The organism is Phyllobacterium lublinensis (assembly GCF_020164435.1).
GTDB lineage: Bacteria > Pseudomonadota > Alphaproteobacteria > Rhizobiales > Rhizobiaceae > Phyllobacterium > Phyllobacterium lublinensis.
Window position 1 is genome coordinate 57185 of record NZ_JAIUDQ010000022.1, and the last position, 16631, is coordinate 73815.

The window sequence follows — 16631 nt, forward strand, 5'->3', positions numbered from 1 at the left end:
TGTCACCAGGCAAAAATCATGCGCTCAATCGTCGTACTTGACATACGCAAAGCGCTGGTCGGATTGCGGCGTTCCCTCCAACGATCCCGCCTCCTTGCCCGGCTGCCACTGAACGACACTTTCGATCTTGCTGGCGAGCTCGAAATCCCTGTCGGTGATTCCCTTGGCATCATGGCTCATCAGGATGACCTCGACCCAGGCATAGGATGCCTTGATATCCGGGTGGTGCCAAGCGGCCTCGGCCAAATGCCCGATCGTGTTGATGACCATCAGTGTCGACTTCCAGCCATGCGTCTTGTACTTGCGGCGAATCCAGCCGTTTTCATAGCGCCAGTGCGGCAGGTCCTCTTGCAGTTTTGCGACGATTTCACTTTCGGAATAAACCTTCCGCTTGGGTGCAGCGTTTTTCGTTTCGTCGGTCATCTCGCATTACTCTCCGTTTCTTCGCGCATCGCGCTTGCACCTCGTTTGAAAGACGATATCATAGTGCAGGGCCCGATTTTTGAGATTATGTAAAGAATACGCAAATGTCGGAATCCGTCACGATTAAAGTCCCGGCCCGCCTTCACCTTGGCTTTCTTGATATACCACGCTCCAGTCGCGACCGCTTCGGAAGCGTCGGTCTTCCCATTGAAGGCATTGCGACGGAGCTGACGGTTTCCCGGGCAGCGGAAACCCAGGTTCACGGTGGAGACCAAGAGCGTATCCTGCGCCATGCGGCCACGCTTTGCGCGCATCTCGGCATCAAGGCACAGCACCGGATCACAGTCCAAAGCGCCATTCCAAGCCATGTCGGCCTGGGTTCGGGTACCCAGATTGCACTGGCCGTTGCGGCCGCCCTGCGAACGCTGCACTCCCTGCCGCTGGACGTAACCCATGATGCTGCCCTGCTCGGACGCGGATCGCGGTCGGGGATCGGCATGGCCGCGTTCGAAGAAGGAGGCGTCATTGTCGATGCAGGCAAGGGGAATGGTGGCGGTGCGCCAACCGTGATCTCGCGCATTCCATTTCCGGAAGATTGGCGCATCATTCTCGTGCTCGACACGTTTACCCAAGGCATTCATGGCGAGGCCGAGATCGAGGCATTCCGGAATCTGGCACCTTTCCCGGTTGCGACCTCGGCTATAATCTGCCGCCAAGTGCTGTTGAACATGATGCCCGCACTCATCGAACAGGATATTGCCGCTTTCGGCAGTGCGGTCGAGGCTATCCAAACGGAGATCGGCAATTACTTTGCACCGGCACAGGGCGGCATATTCGCCAGCAGGCCGGTCGAGGCGACGTTGCATCGCCTGGCGAAGGCAGGCGCTTTTGGCATCGGCCAGAGTTCCTGGGGCCCGACCGGCTTTGCTTTTGCAGCATCTCAGGCCGATGCGGAGCGCATCGCCGACGGGATCGGGGGCCGGTCCCCCGGCACAATGATCCAGATTGTCTCGGGCAGAAATGCGGGTGCGGATATCGCGCATACCGCCCTGAACCTAGTCAGGGCCTAGGTCGTGAATTCATAAATATGTTCAAAAGGAGCGGATAAAATGAGCCGCAAAACGATCCTTCATATGCTGACACCGCTCAAGCACATGAGCCCGTTCGACGTCAACATGGCGCTTGATGCGGGTTATGACGCGGTCATTCCCTATACGGATGTCGGCCTTGCCGATGTCGGTAACCTCGTTCAGGACGCCATCTTTTCACGTCCGCCGGATGCGGGTGTCGCCACCGGTATCTTCCTTGCGGGCAAGGATGCACCGCTCGCGCTCGACATGCTGGCCGCCGCGAAGAAATCCATGGTCCCGCCCTTTGAGATCTCGGTGTTTGCCGATCCGGCCGGCTCGTTCACCACGGCAGCAGCAATGGTTGCCAAGGTGGAGAAGGCCCTGATCAAGCACCACGACCGCGGGTTGGACGGGACATCGGTGACCATCTTCGGCGCAACCGGTGTCGTCGGTTACTGTACCGCCGTGATTGCCGCCGGAGAAGGCGCCAAGGTCACGATCGTCGGGCATAACGGCATCGAGCGCGTCCGGGATATCGCCGCCTCCATGAAGGATCGGTTCGATGTATCGGTGGAACCGGCCGACGGTTCGACCGAGTCTGAGAAAACCGCCTTGATCAGGGACTCGGAAGTGGTCCTGACGGCCGCAAAGGCCGGTGTGCAGGTTATTTCCAAAGGTCAGCTCGGTTCAGCGGGCGGGCTCCTCGTAGCGGCTGATGTGAATGCTGTTCCACCTGCCGGCATCGAAGGACTGAAGGTCAATGCCAATGGCGAGACACTTGATGCGACACAGGCCGTCGGCATTGGTCCGCTGTCGATCGGCAACGTCAAATACAAGACGCAGGCTGGTTTGTTCGAACAGATGATCAAGGCAGAAAAGGCCGTAATGTTTGACTTTCGGGACGCTTTTACCCTTGCCCGCACTATCGCAAAATAAGCCGGCGCTGCTGATCGCCGCGATTTCGGGCCGTTCGCTTGCCGCCGCCGCGCGGCGGGCGGGTTTCCGGCCGCTCGTCGCCGACCTGTTCAACGATGCGGACACACTGGCGCTGGCTGAGCGGGCAGTCAAACTTGCGGGGGCCCTGCAGAGCGGCATCGACGCCCATCGCATTGTCCCGCAACTCACCCGGCTTGCGGGTGATGATCAGCCGATCGCCCTAATTTACGGATCCGGGTTCGAGCGAAACCCCGCAATTATCGACGCGGTCGCGCAAGAGTTTTCCATTGCCGGCAACAGTGCAGAAACGATCCGTCTGGTGAAAGACCCTGTCAGTCTTGCACGACTTTGCACTGAACTTCGAATTCCGCGTCCGGACATTCGCTTCGACATCCCCGATCAGCGGCAAGAGTGGCTGACAAAGATCGCCGGCGGGGCCGGCGGCTCGCATGTAAAGCGAGCCGATAGTGATGCCAGCGGCGACGGGCGTTATTTCCAGCGCTTCGTTCCAGGCAGAAACCTGTCGGCGCTTTTTCTTGCCGACAGGACCAACGCCCACATCGTCGGTTTCAGCCGTCAGTGGGCCTCACCCTCCAGGGAAGCGCCGTTTCGTTATGGCGGGGCGGTCCGGCTGAAGCGGTACGACAGGAAAAATTCAGGACGAATAGAGGAGTGGCTGACGGCGCTGACGAAGCGCACCGGTCTTTGCGGTCTTTGCAGCGCCGATTTTGTCGATAGCGGCCCCAACCTTCATCTCATTGAGATCAATCCACGTCCGGGCGCAACGCTGGATATTTTCGACAATGAAACAACGCCACTCATTCGAGAGCATCTGCGCGCGGTTACCGGCACCTCCGTTTCCGTTCCAGCCTATGCCGACTCAAAGGCATCGGCGATCGCCTATACGGCCAGGGCCATCAGCGCTTTTCCGAGGGTCGTATGGCCAGCTCAAACCGCCGATCATCAGATGCCGGGCACGTCGCTGGAAGCTGGCGATCCTGTCTGCACGGTTTTCGCCACCGCAGATTCTGCTACAGGCGCCATGAGAGCTGTCAAAGGCCGCGTCAAGGAGCTCGCAGTCCATTGGAGGGAGGATTTCCGATGAGGGATGGTCATGCCTATTTGAACCGAAGCGCGCAGCAAATTGCTGATGCCATGATCGCGGATGCGGACCGGTTTGGTATCGGTCACAGCCGCGGCAGTCTTGGCGAACATCTGATCGACGCCGGTGCAAACCATCGCGGCGGCATCGAGGCCGGGACCCGTATCGTGGAGATCTGCATGGGCGGATTGGGTAAGGTATCAACCGCCCTTGGTACAGGAAAATGGCCCTATACCGTCGACGTACGCACGTCGCAGCCGGTTCTCGCCTGCCTCGCCAGCCAGTACGCCGGGTGGAACCTTTCGCACGAGAAATATTTTGCAATGGGCTCCGGTCCGGTTCGGGCGCTCGCGCGCGTCGAACCGCTATTCGAAGAGATCGCCTATCGGGAGCCAGACGCCGAGTCGTCGGTCATTGTGCTCGAGACATCAACGCCGCCGCCCGCGGCAATCGTTGAAAAAGTATCGAATGCCACGGGGCTCAAGCCTGAAAAACTGACGTTCATCTATGCCCCGACACAGAGCCTGACTGGATCCATGCAGATCGTGGGCCGTGTTCTCGAGGTGGCGCTGCACAAGGCGCACGACCTGAAGTTTCCGCTGGATGCGATCGTCGACGGTGCTGGACGGGCACCCATTCCAGCGCCGCATCCCGACTTCCTGACCGCCATGGGACGAACGAACGACGCCATCATCTATGGCGGGCTCGTCCAGCTTTATGTGCGGGGGAGCGCTGAAGCAGCCCGCGATCTGGCGGAAAAGTTGCCCAGCCGGACATCACGCGATCACGGGCAACCCTTCGCCGACATCTTCAAGGCGTTCAAGGGCGATTTCTATGCCATCGACCCGCATCTTTTCAGCCCTGCAGAAGTGATCGTCACGGCAATTGAAACCGGCGACACATTTCGCAGTGGCAGTGCACACAATGCCATGCTGGAACTATCCCTGGGGTGAAAATCAACGATGCCTGAACCGATCCTGATCCTTTCCGACCGGCCTGATCGTCAGGTGCGCCAGCTTCAATCCTCATTCCGGGCACTTGGCTTCGAAGTCATTGCGATGCCGCTGGCGGATGTAGGTTTCGACACCCGATACCCATCCGGCATTGCCATTCCGGGGATGGCGGGCGCCTTGCCTGCCGCGGTGATCGTGCGGTCCATTTCATCGGGGACTTTTGAGGCCATTACCCGGCGCCTTGGCATATTGCATGCCTTTGCCCACCTTGGTGTACCCGTCTGGAATTCGGCAAAGGCGATCGAACGCTGCGTGGACAAGTCGACCACGACATTTTTTCTGGCCCAGGCCGGGCTACCCACCCCGGAAACCTTTGCTGTCGAAAGCCTTGTGAATGCGAGGGAGGTTGCCGAACGCGAACTTGTCCATGGTCCGCTGGTATTGAAGCCGTTGTTCGGTTCGCAGGGCAAGGGTATCCGGCTTGTCCGGCGCATCGACGATCTGCCTTCGCCGGATGAAATCGATGATGTCTATTACCTGCAGCGTTTCGTAGCGCATTCGGGCCCTCCCTTTTCAGACTACCGCGTGTTCACCTGCGCCGGCGAAGTGCTCGGCATGATCACCCGGCGTGCCGAAGGATGGATCACGAATATCGCCAAGGGCGCGAAAGCCGAGCCTGTCGCGGGCCCGTTGCGCAGCAAACTTGAAACCCTCGCGCTTGCGGCGTCGGCAGCGATCGGCACGGACTTTGCCGGTATCGATATCGTTCCCGCGGTCGACGGCAGGCTACTCGTTCTCGAGGTCAACAGCATGCCGGCTTGGACTGGACTGCAGTCTGTCGTTCCGGTCAGGATCGCCGATTGCATTGCCAATGCCTTGGCCGCGCGGATCATGCCGGATCTGGATGAGAGACCCGCGGCGTGACACCGACTCGCGAGCAGATCCGCCGTGCCTATATCGACGCCTGCTATCAGGAGATCGAAGCGCTGAAGCCAGGCAATGTCCATCGCTTTGCCGACGGCCACCGCATGAGTGCCGAGCAGTTCTTTGAGAGTGCGCAAGTATCATCTCATGCGGTGTGCGATCCAACGCTGTCCATCGGCCAACGCATTCTTGCGGCCGTGAGCGCGACCCGGACCAAAATCGGGACCAACACCAATCTCGGCATCCTCCTTCTCTGTGTGCCCTTGGCCAAGGCTGCCGGGGATGGCGGCGACCTGCAGACCGATCTTGCCGCGGCGCTCGATCAGCTGGACCTCGAAGATGCGCGCAACGTATTCGCCGCAATCATGCTCGCGCAACCAGGTGGACTTGGATCGGCGCCAAAGCATGACGTATCGAGTGCGCCCGAAGTTCCGCTGCTGGAGGCGATGCACGCGGCGGCCGATCGTGACATGATTGCCCGCCAGTATGTGACGGGATTTGACGACATCTTTGCAGGCGGGTTTGGCGCACACGCAGCCGCCATCGCCGGCGGCGAACTCAAAATGTGGCCCGCCGTTTTCACCTATCTGCATTTCCTGTCGGAGTTTGCGGACAGCCATATTGTGCGCAAGCACGGCAATGCCGTTGCCGATGAGACGCAAAGGCAAGCCAGGCAAATTCTGGCACGCGTCGAAGCTTTGAAGGACGGAAAAGAGCGCGAAAAACTGCTGCTTGCTTTCGATGCCGAGTTGAAAGCCCGCAGTATCAATCCGGGGACTTCGGCAGACCTCACAGTTGCAACCCTTTTTGCTTTAAAGCTCAACTGGGTCTTGCATAATGGCGAGGTAAATGCTTGAATTTCACGAGCGGATTTCATCCGCTGCTATCTGGCCAACCGACCCCCAACTCAAGGGTGCTGCGAACAAGGATAGCTGTCCATCGAGCGTCGTGTCTCGAGAGGTACGGCGTCTTTGGACAAACCATTTGGGACCGCTATAGGGAGGAATGAGGCCGTGGCGAAAATCAATAAAGTTATGGTTGGCGAGTCGCTTGTTGGCGACGGAAATGAAGTTGCGCACATCGATCTTCTGATCGGACCACGTGGCAGCGCTGTCGAGACTGCGTTCTGCAACGCGTTGACGAACAACAAGGACGGGTTCACATCCCTTCTTGCCGTTATCGCACCCAATCTCGCATGCAAACCCAACACGATCCTGTTCAACAAGGTCACAATCAAGGGCGCCAAGCAGGCGGTCCAGATGTTCGGGCCCGCGCAGCACGCCGTTGCCAAGGCGGTTCAGGACAGTGTCGCCGATGGTACGATTCCGGCGGACGAAGCCGACGATATCTTCATCTGCGTCGGCGTCTTCATCCATTGGGAGGCGGAGAGCGATGCGAAGATTCAGGATTTCAACTACCGCGCAACGAAGGAGGCGATCCAGCGCGCAGTAACGGGGAAACCCACAGCTGCCGAAGCAACCGCTCAGCGCGATTCCGTAAAGCATCCATTCAGCGCCTAGACAAGAGACAACCCCGCACAGAGCACGCCCTCTGGCGAATCGGATGGCCTGTTGCGCCGGTTGGCAAAACTACTGGGCTTCTAGAATCGGGAATGGGGGGAAGGAACAGCCTTCCTCCCCTTCCCGTCTGCGCCAGGAGTTTCACTCGCCATCAGCGAAGCGATCGCTTGGGTGGTCAGTTGTCCATTGTGCAATCCTGTTGCAACAAGCGCTCCCGCGATGCCCATCGCTTCCAGCCGCTTGAGATCGTCAAGGTTGCGGACGCCGCCAGCCGCGATGATATCCCGGGTTCCGGCACGGCGTTTGATTTCAGCGAGGCGATCGAAATCAGGTCCGGAAATGGCCCCGATCCGACTTAGCGTCATGACGATCACGCGGGACGGCCAAAGCCCGGTCTCCTCGAGGATGGACTGCGGGCCGAGGAAATCGTCGCCGCGAAAATCCAGCGAGAGGACAAGGTTCGGATTGGCGTGAAATGCTTCGAGCGTGGAACGACGGGCTTGCGATTCGGAGCCGAGCACCGGCCAGACACCGTCAACCTCGAGGATTTTCGTCAACTCGTGGGGTTCTGTGAAACCGGCATCGAGCCAGATATTCGCGACCGAGAGCAATGGCTGCAACTGGTTCAGTGTCGTCCCTTTACCCCGGCCCTCGATCCGGTCAAGGTCGGCGACATAGAATGCCGGGAATGGGTGCAGCGTGCGCAGACCGGCAGCAACATCGGCAAGCTCAGCCGTCGGGCTGAGGGGTGTTTCGATCGGCCTGTAGGCCTCGCGGTTGCCCATGCTGGCGCGAACAACGAGACCATCTTTTATGTCGAGTACCGGAATGATAAGCACGGGTGGATTCCAACGAATGAGTACCCCATGAAAACGCGTTTTGCCAACGAAGGAAAGCCACTTGTGACCGGCTGGGACCTCGGCGGCGCTCATCTCAAGATGGCCAGATGCAAGGACGGGCAGATCGTCTCGGCGTCGATCCTGAAAACGCCGCTCTGGCTAGGAGTCGATCAGCTGCGCGACGCCTTGCACAGCCTTGGCCCGCTGCGAGAAGACGGCCGTGTGAACGTCTTCACCATGACGGGTGAACTTTCCGACACATTCGCCTCGCGCGATGCCGGGATTGCCGCGCTGCTCGACCTCATCGAGCAGGAGTTCGGGGCGGAAGATACCCTCATCTACGCCGGCCGCTCTGGATTTCAGGATGTGGTTTCCGCACGTCACCTTGGCGGCGACATCGCATCTGCCAACTGGCACGCCACTGCAACGCTCAGCGCGAAGCTCGTCAACACCGGCCTCTTCGTCGACATGGGTTCCACGACGACGGATATCCTTGCTTTCACGGATGGCGAACTCGCCAATAGCGGCTATTCTGACGCAGAGCGTCTCCTGACCGGCGAGCTGGTCTATACGGGCTTTGCTCGCTCCGCCCTTATCGGCATTGCATCGCTTGTGCCTGTCCAGGGCCGGATGACTCCGCTGATGAACGAATACTTCGCCAATACCGCCGATCTTGGCCGTATCCTCGGCACGCTCGATGAAGCAGACGACAAGTATCCCTCGGCCGACCGCCAGGCGAAATCCGTTGCGGGGTCAATTGGGAGGCTGGCGCGGATGGTCGGGCGTGACAGTGGAGACCTTGCCGAGAACGAGTGGATCGACATTGCCCGCTGGTTCAGCGAATATCAGTTGCGGATGATCCATGACGGCGCGTTTCGCGTTGCCAGCAATCTTCACCCGGATCGCGCTGCGCCGGTGGTCGGCGCCGGCATTGGACGGCCGCAGATCAGGGAACTGGCCAAGCGGCTGGAACGGCCATATCTCGATTTTGGCGCGTTGATCCCCGCCACGGAAACGGCGCGTGATGACGCCAGCAAGGCGGCACCCGCCGCCGCAGTCGCACTTCTGGGTTCGGGATATATTTCTGATCGCACAGCTACCGTGTAGTCCCGCCGCACTCTTGCAACGATTGAATTTCTTCATTACATATGACCACTAGGGTCACATTGGAGAATCGCGCGATGAAAGAAATCCAGTTGAAGGACGCCAAGGCAAAGTTCTCTCGTGTCATCGACGAAGCAGTCGCGGGCGATACAGCTGTCATTACACGTCACGGCAAGCGCGAGGCTGTGATCATCAGCTACGACGAATACGAGCGTTTGAGCCGAGTCCCTTCGCTTGGTTGGCTGCTGACCAATTCGCCGTTGGAGGAGGGCGACCTGCCAGCCCGCAAGCCTGCAAGGTCTTTGCGCCGCTCAGCTTTCTGATCGTGTATCTCCTCGACACAAATGTCATCAGTTTACTTGCGCCTGCGGCGCGCAGAACCGAAGCTGATGAGAAAGTGATTGAATGGATCATCAGCAGGTCGGAACACCTGTGGCTTTCGGTCATCACAGCGGCCGAAATCGAAGATGGCATAGCGAATGCTGCCAGAACAGGCGCCACACGAAAATCACGCCATCTCGAAGAATGGTGGGGAGAGGTCCGCCACTATTATGGCAATCGCATTCTGCCGCTTGATCTGGATACTGCGCGCATCGCCGGGCATATGATGACAACAGCCCGAGCGGCCGGTATCAGCCCGGGATTTGAGGATATTGCGATTGCCGCAACCGGAAAGAAAAATGAGCTGACTGTGCTTACAGTCAATGAAAGAGACTTCAGGCCGCTAGGTGTCAAATATCACAATCCATTCGGGACATTGCCATCCTAGAGTCTTTCTTACTTAAATAGAAATGGTCTGCCGAAGGCTCTCCGGTCAGCCAGTGCTCTAAATATGACCACCGTGATGATGCACCGCCTGCTTGCCCTTTGCATCGGCGGCATCCCGATGGTCCTTGACCCTTTGCATGAGCCATGACCAGGCCTGTTGCTCGTCAGGTCCGGCTGTTTTCTCGATCGCGATCGTGAGATAAGCGATCTCCGCATCGATCTTCTCCGGGGCAAGCATGTGCAGACGGCTGACCAGGATCGCCAGTTCGAGCACGGCGGCCTTGGCGCGGTTAAGTCCCGTGAACGGCGCGTGCGTCGCCTCGGCAACCACTCTGCAAAAATGGTGCGGCCGCAGTCCATCGTCGCTGATCGACTCGACGTGAAGGACCGAGTGGCTGAGTGCAGATTTGAGGCGCGGTACCGGGCAATCTTTCACAGCAACGGTCGGCCAATCCCGGCGACCCGTCAGGCACCCGGCAAATACCAACATATCATCCGTGTAGTTGGCGATGGCATAGGGAATTGCCGCCAGATTCTCCAGTGTCTTCGAGGGGCGGAAGGGTGCGATGATCCAGCCGTGATCGTTCTGGATAATGCCGAGCGGGGCTATGTGGGCGACGCCGCTGGCATCGACCGTCGTTACGATAGTCTCCCTGATGTAGGTCATGGCGCCACATCCTTCTTCGTTCGCCCATCCTTTGCTCGCAACGTGTGTCCCGCCTCCGCGAGGCGTGTGCGATCCTGCTGTTTGTCCGGAGCGGCAACTCCCCAGGCCAGCGGTTCATCCTGCGCATATCGTTTGCCAAGTTTCCAGGCGATTTCCGCCTTCGTCAGTTCCGCGCCGAGATAGAAGGCGTGTGCGCCGTCATTCTCGACATTGAGGCCCGGAAAAAGTTCGAACGCATCCGTGGAAACCTGGTGCGACTTGCCGTTGAAGACGTGCACCCCGTCGGGGGCTGTCATGATCCGGAAATTGGCGTCGCGCACATCGGCGGCCAGCGCGTCGATGTCAGCAGCCGTATGTGGATAGGGCTTGCGGTCATGAATCTGAAGCAGACCTGCATCATAGCCCCTCGGCAGTGCATGGTCGTGTCTGGCCGCGAACATCACGCGGCGGGCGCGGTCATGTTCTTCCACGGTGCGCAGCGTATGGGGACTGACATTGACGACGAGCACATTGCCGATCGAAAGTTCGGAGCAGAGACCGCAAAGGAGAGCGGTTACGCCGGACGAATCGGCATCCGTGAGTTCGGTAAGATTGCCGGTGCCCATCATCAATTCGACATCGGGCCAGCGGCGGCGCGCTTCAAGAAACCGCCCGAGCGAAGCGGCAAAACCGAAATGGATTGGATCGAGCACCGGATCGGCAATGAAGGGAATGTTTTTCGCCTTCGCAGCATCGATGGCGCGGCCGAGCGAGTCAAGATCGCCCGGATTCGAAGGAATGAGGACCGGCTTCGTGCCATATCTGAACGCAAGACCGATCGTCTCTTCCGAGAGGCTGAGAAGATAGTCGGCTCCGGCAGCAGCGCCGGCTTCGAGTTCTTCGGGATTGGCCGAATCTACGCTGACGGACAGCCCTTCCGCCTTGAGGCGCCGGACCGCATCGGCCAGGTGCGGGAAAGGTGTTTCCGGCAAGCATCCGAGGTCGATGACATCTGCGCCGGCAGCCGACAAGCCGAAGGCCCGTTGCATCAAAGCGTCCATTGACAGGGCCGAGGCGTCGACGATCTCGGCGAATATCCGCGTGTCATGTCGCGAAAGATCGACAGGCTTGCCAACACGCCCAAGAAAAGCGGGCAGATCCGCGACCTCGTCCGGACCACGAATGAAGCGGACGCCAAACCGCTCGCTCAGCCGGTCGAGGTCTCCCCTATACCGGCCGGGAAGAATGATCTGGTCGGCGGCAACAGGCGACTTGAGACGCCGGGATATGATCTCTTCGGTCATCAACGCGGCAACTTTCACGCCGATATCGATAATCTCATAGGTAAATGCGGTTTTGCCGAGGTCGGCCAGAACCCGTTCCAGCCGTGCTCGTGCCAGATGCCCGGTCAAAAACAGCAGGCGCTCAGCCATGTTCAGCGATCACTTTCTGGCGCTCGGCAATTGCCGCTTGCAGCTCGGCAAGCGATTCAACGACATGCGTGCGCTCATAGGATTTCAGCCGGGCCGTGTTTTCAAGGTCGATCGGACGCGGATAGACCTTGACAATGCCGCCAGGGGCCATGGTTTCGAGTTCCGGCGCCGTGTCACAGGCAAACACGATGGATGGCACAAGACATTTTCCCGCCTGGGCATAGACATTGGTCGGCAGCGAGTCCGATATCCCGACCACACACTTCGCCACGGTGTTCGACGTTGCCGGCGCAATGACCGCCGTGTGATAGACACCGTGATAGAAGCCCCCGATGGGGATGGAGCTTGCCGTCTTGTCGTGCAGCACCCGCATCGTTTCCGGAAAGTCGAGCTTGAGTCCATACATGCGCAGGACTTCATTGGCAGCCTTCGATACAAAGACGTCGCAATGCTCCAAGGTGCGGATCAGCTCGAAGCTTTCCACGAAGAAATGGCCCGAACCGGTCAGAGCCCAAGCCCAGCGTGGCGTATGAAGCTGTGTCATTGCGCGAGCATTCCTTCGGCGGGCGTTCCGTGCTGCATGATCATTCGTCCGGGGATGGTTGCCAAGGGTAAATCGAGCGTATCCAGCGTATGCGGGCCGGCAATGTAGAGGGTCGTGTCGCGACCCAGCATGGTAGGCAGCATACGGTCGACGATGCCCGCATCGGCCAGATCCCGCACACTTGAATAGTTCCGGTATTCTCCGGTCTGCTTGATCAACAGGAGTGCATGCGCGCGCAACTGCCCGCACAACCATGCGCTGAGTGAATCCGACGTTACGTCCCAGGACACCGGTATATCCGCCGCCCCGAGGGTCATCCCGGCCGGCAGCCAGACAGGGATGCGGCGGGCGGCCAGCACACGGCTCACTTCGGCAACCGACCGCACGGACTGCAGACGCACATGCCGCTCGCTGATGGCAATGCCGAATTGATCCATGGCCAGAATGGCCATTGCATGCGCCGCTTCGTCGGAATAGGCGAGGCGCTTCTGTGATAGCCTGACCTGGTCAGCGAACGGACCGCCGCCCGGTACGATTACGAGCGGAAAAGTCGCTGTGGCGAGGGCATCGATCCAGCGCTGCATTTCTTCCTGACCCGCCGTGCTTCCTCCTAGCTTCACGACGAGAAGTTTCATGAGGATGCGCCCTTCCTGCCTCCATGCGCATGCACGGGCTCGGTCTTGTTCGCGGATTGTCTTGGCTTGGCCGTACTCTTCACGTCATTTTTCCGCTCTATCTCGACACCGACGCCGCCGGGTCCGAGTTCGAGCTTCTCCGCCCGGACGACCACGCGGGTAACGCGGGGATTCTCAAGGACAAACGCCGCCACCTGCTCGGCCAGGGTCTCGGCGAGTTCGATATGTCCCCTCGCCACGATGCCCCGGATGCCGTCCATGATGAGATCGTAGGAAACGACGTGCCGCATGTCCTCGGGATTGCGCGTGACCCGCAAGACATCGGCCGTCACATCGAAGCGCACGTTCTGCGATTTGCCATGCTCGAAACTATAGGCACCGATCTGCACTGGCAGTACAAAATCGCGGACGAATATCTTGTCCGTCCCTAGCTCCGCTTCAGCCGGATCGGGGAAATAGCCGCGCGCCGCCAGCAGTTTGTAATCGACGCCAGCCGGAGCGCCTGGTCCCTGGGCCTCGGGTATCAGCGCCCGAATACTTGCAGTAGCCTGCGCGTCAACGGGTGAATTGCGGCTCAGCCCCGCACACAGCGCGCCGCGAAAACCGAGAAAATCCGGCTTGAACGCCAGCAGCCTTGGAACGTCCGGCGCCTCAAGCGATCCGGCAACGCCACACATCAATCCCTGCTCCTGGCAGTCCCTGACGAAATGCCCGATCTGATCCGGGCTCATATGGTCCAGAAGACGACCAGCCGACTTGTCGGCCGTGTCAATCATGACGCCGTGAAAGCCTGCAGCGGCAAACTTTGCGGGCAGGTCTTGCGCATACTCGCCGCGATGGTCGGCGAAGAGCACGGCAATCAATTTTTTGTGTTGCGCGAGGGGTCGCAGCGCTTCGATGCAGGCCGACAGTTGGCCGAAAGGGAAGAACCCGATCTTTATGTAGTCGACACCTGTCGCCGCAATTTCTTCCGCCTTGCGGCGAATGGTTTCTGGCTCCATTGGAAGATCGCCGCAAGCGGCACTGACGGGCCGTCGACCCGAAATAAAATCTAATACTTCCAGAAGCTTGGATAGTTCAACCGCTCCCAGCGCACCGTTCGACGGATCTTTCAGATCGATGATATCGGCGCCATTATGGAAGACGATCTCCGCTTCCTGCCGGTTCTTTGCGCTTGCCAGCATTTCCGTCATCAGCATGATCCTTCAACGCGGCGAGTTGGCGAATATAAGCTGACAGAAAGGGTTGAGATTTCTACTGGCTTGTTTAAAAACACTATGGGCACCTCTGTTCTTAAGCGACCACCATCACATGATTGGCGGCAAATCGGAATGGTATGATCATGAAGAGTATGGTGCCAAACACTCTTGTGTTTTTATTCGGCTTTTTTTTGCTCTTCGTCAACGTATCTGAGCTGTCGGCGCAAGAGGCGCCAGCAGATAAACCGGCCAAAGCCGGTATCGAAACCCGCATCGGCTACCTGCGGGCCTATGAGCCGCAGCTTGCGCTTTCGGTGCTGGACATTCCTCCCCGGGATGAGGGTGTTGCCGGCGCTAGTGTCGCCATCAATGACAATAATACCACGGGCAAATTCCTCAACCAGAGCTTTGCACTGGATGTGACCGAGACGAAGCGCGATGCGGATGTTGTCCCTGCCTTCAAGGAAATGCTTGCCCGCGGTGACCGTTTCATCCTGACCGACATTTCAGCCAGGCAGCTGCTGTCCATAGCGGACCTTGCCAGGGAAAATGGCGTGCTGCTCTTCAATGTCGGCGCCACAGACGACATCCTGCGCGAGGAAGAGTGCCGGCCGAACGTCTTCCACACGGCCCCGACCCGGACAATGCTCGCCGACGGGCTGGCGCAATATCTGGTCTGGAAACAGTGGCGCAGATGGGTGCTGCTCTACGGCTCACACGACAATGACAAGCTCTATGCCGACGCGGTTCGCCGCGCCGCGACCCGTTTCGGCGCGACGATTGTCGAGGAACGGCTCTACGAGGACAAGGGGACGGCGCGCAGGACCGATACCGGGGTGATCCAGGTGCAGAAGCAGATGCCGGTCTTTACCCAGAACCTGCCCGAGCACGACGTTGTCGTCGTCGCCGACGAGAGCGAGGTTTTCGGCAGCTATGTGCCCTACCGTACCTGGACGCCGCGGCCCGTAGCAGGCACCGCGGGGCTTGTCCCTTCAAGCTGGCATCCTGCGAGCGAGCAATGGGGCGGTTCGCAGATCCAGAACCGTTTCGTCAAGGCAACCGGACGACGCATGCTGTCGAAGGACATGCAGGCGTGGACCGCGGTGCGCATTTTGGGTGAGGCCGTAACGCGGACCAAGGGTAACGACGCGGGTCAGGTCGAGGCCTTCATCAAGGCTGACGATTTCTCGATCGCCGCCTTCAAGGGACAGAAGGTAACCTTCAGGACGTGGAACTGGCAGTTGCGGCAGCCGATCCTGCTTGGCGACGGGCATGGCGTCGTTTCCACATCGCCGCAGGAAGGCTTCCTGCATCAGTTTTCGGAACTCGACACGCTGGGGGTCGACCGCCCCGAGACCAGGTGCAAGCTGAATTAATTCTTTGTTTCATCGCAATTCCGAATGGGAAAACCCTTTACACTTTTGGCGGAATTGCTCTTTTGGGAGGACTGAAATGCGACGACCTTCGTGCCTGCTCGCTGCGACCGTGGCCCTGCCACTTCTTGCACAGCCCGCATGGGCCAACATGGTTTACGTTTCCAACGAGAAGGACAACACGGTAACTGTCGTCGATTCCGCCACAATGGAGGTCGTCAAGACCATTAATGTCGGCCAGCGTCCGCGCGGTATCACCATCTCGCATGACGGCAAGCTGCTCTACGTCTGCGCCAGCGACGACGATACGGTCGAGATCATCGATACCGCCACCCATGAGATCGTCGGCTCGCTGCCATCGGGACCCGACCCCGAGCTCTTCGTCCTGTCGCCCGACGGCAAGACGCTCTACGTCGCCAATGAGGACGACAACCTTGTCACCGTCATCGATGTTGCGGGCAAGAATGTGATTGCCGAGATCCCGGTGGGCGTCGAGCCCGAAGGCATGGGCATCAGTCCGGACGGCAAGACCATGGTCAACACCTCCGAGACAACCAACATGGCGCATTTCATCGATACCTCGACCCACGAGATCAGCGACAATGTGCTCGTGGATTCGCGCCCGCGTTTTGCCGAGTTCAAGCCGGACAACTCCGAGGTCTGGGTATCGGCGGAGATCGGCGGAACCGTCTCGGTCATCGACAACAAGAGCCGTGAAGTCACCCACAAGATCAAGTTCGAGATCCAGGGCCTGCGCTCCGAGCAGATCCAGCCGGTCGGCGTGCGCATCACCGCCGACGGCAAGAAGGCCTATGTCGCGCTCGGCCCTGCAAACCGCGTCGCAGTCGTGAACGCGGAAACCTACGAGGTGGAGAAGTACATCCTGGTTGGCCAGCGTGTCTGGCAGCTGGCATTCACGCCCGACGGCAAGACGCTCATCAGCACCAACGGCCTGTCGAACGACATCACCTTCATCGACACCGCGACCGACGAGCCGGTCAAGTCGGTCACCGTCGGGCAATTGCCATGGGGCGTGACCGTGGCTCCAAACTAGTTCACTACACTTAAAGGGAGGAAAACATGACGACATACAGATCAATGGCTCTGGCCGCATTTCTCAGCATCGCAGTCGCCCAGTCCTTTGCCTATGCGCAGGCCGATG

19 protein-coding genes are annotated in these 16631 nt (G+C 59.2%); 12 read left to right on the forward strand and 7 right to left on the reverse strand.

The genetic code is table 11. The annotated features are described in order from the left end of the window. Positions 1 to 24 precede the first annotated feature (24 nt). Complete coding sequence (locus K9U38_RS20800; protein ID WP_224496271.1) at positions 25 to 423, reverse strand: 4a-hydroxytetrahydrobiopterin dehydratase; 399 nt, start codon at positions 421 to 423, stop codon at positions 25 to 27. 104 nt (positions 424 to 527) lie between these two features. Between K9U38_RS20800 and K9U38_RS20805 the strand changes: the two genes are divergently transcribed. The 7 genes from K9U38_RS20805 (at position 528) to fae (ending at position 6928) form a co-directional block, all read left to right on the forward strand. After that, positions 528 to 1493 carry a beta-ribofuranosylaminobenzene 5'-phosphate synthase family protein gene (locus tag K9U38_RS20805; RefSeq protein WP_224496272.1) on the forward strand — a complete coding sequence of 322 codons (966 nt, stop codon included), beginning with the start codon at positions 528 to 530 and terminating at the stop codon, positions 1491 to 1493. A 39-nt stretch (positions 1494 to 1532) separates the two neighbouring features. After that, positions 1533 to 2429 carry an NAD(P)-dependent methylenetetrahydromethanopterin dehydrogenase gene (locus tag K9U38_RS20810; RefSeq protein ID WP_224496273.1) on the forward strand — a complete coding sequence of 299 codons (897 nt, stop codon included), beginning with the start codon at positions 1533 to 1535 and terminating at the stop codon, positions 2427 to 2429. After that, entirely contained in the window at positions 2407 to 3534 is a 1128-nt protein-coding gene (locus tag K9U38_RS20815; protein ID WP_224496274.1) for an ATP-grasp domain-containing protein, read from the forward strand. The genes K9U38_RS20810 and K9U38_RS20815 overlap by 23 nt, the downstream gene beginning before the upstream one ends. Continuing rightward, complete coding sequence (mch, locus tag K9U38_RS20820; protein WP_224496275.1) at positions 3531 to 4484, forward strand: methenyltetrahydromethanopterin cyclohydrolase; 954 nt, start codon at positions 3531 to 3533, stop codon at positions 4482 to 4484. The genes K9U38_RS20815 and mch overlap by 4 nt, the downstream gene beginning before the upstream one ends. Positions 4485 to 4493: 9 nt before the next feature. Beyond that, positions 4494 to 5408, forward strand: a complete 915-nt coding sequence (locus K9U38_RS20825; protein WP_224496276.1) for an ATP-grasp domain-containing protein — start codon at positions 4494 to 4496, stop codon at positions 5406 to 5408. Further along, the gene (locus tag K9U38_RS20830) at positions 5405 to 6265 is read left to right on the forward strand and encodes a triphosphoribosyl-dephospho-CoA synthase (RefSeq protein WP_224496277.1); all 861 of its coding nucleotides are present in this window, start codon (positions 5405 to 5407) and stop codon (positions 6263 to 6265) included. Before K9U38_RS20825 ends, K9U38_RS20830 begins: the two co-directional genes overlap by 4 nt. 156 nt (positions 6266 to 6421) lie before the next feature. Then, positions 6422 to 6928, forward strand: coding sequence for a formaldehyde-activating enzyme (gene fae / locus K9U38_RS20835; RefSeq protein ID WP_224496278.1), 507 nt, complete (start codon positions 6422 to 6424; stop codon positions 6926 to 6928). A gap of 80 nt (positions 6929 to 7008) precedes the next feature. Here fae and K9U38_RS20840 read toward each other — a convergent pair whose 3' ends face one another. Then, a complete protein-coding gene (locus tag K9U38_RS20840) occupies positions 7009 to 7767 on the reverse strand; it encodes a HisA/HisF-related TIM barrel protein (protein ID WP_224496279.1) in 759 nt (252 codons plus the stop codon). Between the two features lie 27 nt (positions 7768 to 7794). Between K9U38_RS20840 and K9U38_RS20845 the strand changes: the two genes are divergently transcribed. The 3 genes from K9U38_RS20845 to K9U38_RS20855 all read left to right on the forward strand — a co-directional run bounded on the left by K9U38_RS20845 (position 7795) and on the right by K9U38_RS20855 (position 9640). After that, positions 7795 to 8874 carry a hydantoinase/oxoprolinase family protein gene (locus K9U38_RS20845; RefSeq protein ID WP_224496280.1) on the forward strand — a complete coding sequence of 360 codons (1080 nt, stop codon included), beginning with the start codon at positions 7795 to 7797 and terminating at the stop codon, positions 8872 to 8874. Between the two features lie 74 nt (positions 8875 to 8948). Beyond that, entirely contained in the window at positions 8949 to 9194 is a 246-nt protein-coding gene (locus tag K9U38_RS20850; RefSeq protein WP_224496281.1) for a type II toxin-antitoxin system Phd/YefM family antitoxin, read from the forward strand. A gap of 2 nt (positions 9195 to 9196) precedes the next feature. Further along, on the forward strand, positions 9197 to 9640 hold the full coding sequence (locus K9U38_RS20855) for a type II toxin-antitoxin system VapC family toxin (RefSeq protein WP_224496282.1): 444 nt from the start codon (positions 9197 to 9199) through the stop codon (positions 9638 to 9640). Positions 9641 to 9697: 57 nt separating this feature from the next. Here K9U38_RS20855 and K9U38_RS20860 read toward each other — a convergent pair whose 3' ends face one another. From K9U38_RS20860 to K9U38_RS20880, 5 genes are read right to left on the reverse strand one after another with little or no spacing between them, the layout of a single operon-like run. Continuing rightward, the gene (locus K9U38_RS20860) at positions 9698 to 10306 is read right to left on the reverse strand and encodes a DUF447 domain-containing protein (RefSeq protein WP_224496283.1); all 609 of its coding nucleotides are present in this window, start codon (positions 10304 to 10306) and stop codon (positions 9698 to 9700) included. Continuing rightward, positions 10303 to 11718, reverse strand: a complete 1416-nt coding sequence (locus K9U38_RS20865) for a DUF6513 domain-containing protein (protein ID WP_224496284.1) — start codon at positions 11716 to 11718, stop codon at positions 10303 to 10305. The genes K9U38_RS20860 and K9U38_RS20865 overlap by 4 nt, the downstream gene beginning before the upstream one ends. Beyond that, positions 11711 to 12262 carry a flavoprotein gene (locus tag K9U38_RS20870; RefSeq protein WP_224496285.1) on the reverse strand — a complete coding sequence of 184 codons (552 nt, stop codon included), beginning with the start codon at positions 12260 to 12262 and terminating at the stop codon, positions 11711 to 11713. Before K9U38_RS20870 ends, K9U38_RS20865 begins: the two co-directional genes overlap by 8 nt. Continuing rightward, positions 12259 to 12897 (reverse strand): amino acid kinase family protein, encoded by a 639-nt coding sequence (locus K9U38_RS20875; protein WP_224496286.1) that lies wholly within the window; start codon positions 12895 to 12897, stop codon positions 12259 to 12261. Before K9U38_RS20875 ends, K9U38_RS20870 begins: the two co-directional genes overlap by 4 nt. Next, positions 12894 to 14090, reverse strand: coding sequence for a (5-formylfuran-3-yl)methyl phosphate synthase (locus K9U38_RS20880; RefSeq protein WP_224496287.1), 1197 nt, complete (start codon positions 14088 to 14090; stop codon positions 12894 to 12896). The genes K9U38_RS20875 and K9U38_RS20880 overlap by 4 nt, the downstream gene beginning before the upstream one ends. 149 nt (positions 14091 to 14239) lie before the next feature. Here K9U38_RS20880 and pedA1 point away from each other — a divergent pair, with 149 nt between their 5' ends. Together pedA1 and K9U38_RS20890 are read left to right on the forward strand one after the other, a co-directional pair. Continuing rightward, complete coding sequence (gene pedA1 / locus K9U38_RS20885) at positions 14240 to 15472, forward strand: lanthanide ABC transporter ABC transporter substrate-binding protein PedA1 (RefSeq protein ID WP_224496288.1); 1233 nt, start codon at positions 14240 to 14242, stop codon at positions 15470 to 15472. 76 nt (positions 15473 to 15548) lie between these two features. Further along, on the forward strand, positions 15549 to 16523 hold the full coding sequence (locus K9U38_RS20890; RefSeq protein ID WP_224496289.1) for a YVTN family beta-propeller repeat protein: 975 nt from the start codon (positions 15549 to 15551) through the stop codon (positions 16521 to 16523). The last annotated feature ends 108 nt before the right edge of the window (positions 16524 to 16631 follow it).

Coding starts and splice junctions, on each gene's coding strand:
- K9U38_RS20800 (WP_224496271.1), bottom strand. CDS start 423: ATGACCGACGAAACGAAAAACGCTGCACCCAAGCGGAAGGTTTATTCC.
- K9U38_RS20805 (WP_224496272.1), top strand. CDS start 528: ATGTCGGAATCCGTCACGATTAAAGTCCCGGCCCGCCTTCACCTTGGC.
- K9U38_RS20810 (WP_224496273.1), top strand. CDS start 1,533: ATGAGCCGCAAAACGATCCTTCATATGCTGACACCGCTCAAGCACATG.
- mch (WP_224496275.1), top strand. CDS start 3,531: ATGAGGGATGGTCATGCCTATTTGAACCGAAGCGCGCAGCAAATTGCT.
- K9U38_RS20825 (WP_224496276.1), top strand. CDS start 4,494: ATGCCTGAACCGATCCTGATCCTTTCCGACCGGCCTGATCGTCAGGTG.
- K9U38_RS20845 (WP_224496280.1), top strand. CDS start 7,795: ATGAAAACGCGTTTTGCCAACGAAGGAAAGCCACTTGTGACCGGCTGG.
- K9U38_RS20850 (WP_224496281.1), top strand. CDS start 8,949: ATGAAAGAAATCCAGTTGAAGGACGCCAAGGCAAAGTTCTCTCGTGTC.
- K9U38_RS20860 (WP_224496283.1), bottom strand. CDS start 10,306: ATGACCTACATCAGGGAGACTATCGTAACGACGGTCGATGCCAGCGGC.
- K9U38_RS20865 (WP_224496284.1), bottom strand. CDS start 11,718: ATGGCTGAGCGCCTGCTGTTTTTGACCGGGCATCTGGCACGAGCACGG.
- K9U38_RS20870 (WP_224496285.1), bottom strand. CDS start 12,262: ATGACACAGCTTCATACGCCACGCTGGGCTTGGGCTCTGACCGGTTCG.
- K9U38_RS20875 (WP_224496286.1), bottom strand. CDS start 12,897: ATGAAACTTCTCGTCGTGAAGCTAGGAGGAAGCACGGCGGGTCAGGAA.
- K9U38_RS20880 (WP_224496287.1), bottom strand. CDS start 14,090: ATGACGGAAATGCTGGCAAGCGCAAAGAACCGGCAGGAAGCGGAGATC.
- pedA1 (WP_224496288.1), top strand. CDS start 14,240: ATGAAGAGTATGGTGCCAAACACTCTTGTGTTTTTATTCGGCTTTTTT.
- K9U38_RS20890 (WP_224496289.1), top strand. CDS start 15,549: ATGCGACGACCTTCGTGCCTGCTCGCTGCGACCGTGGCCCTGCCACTT.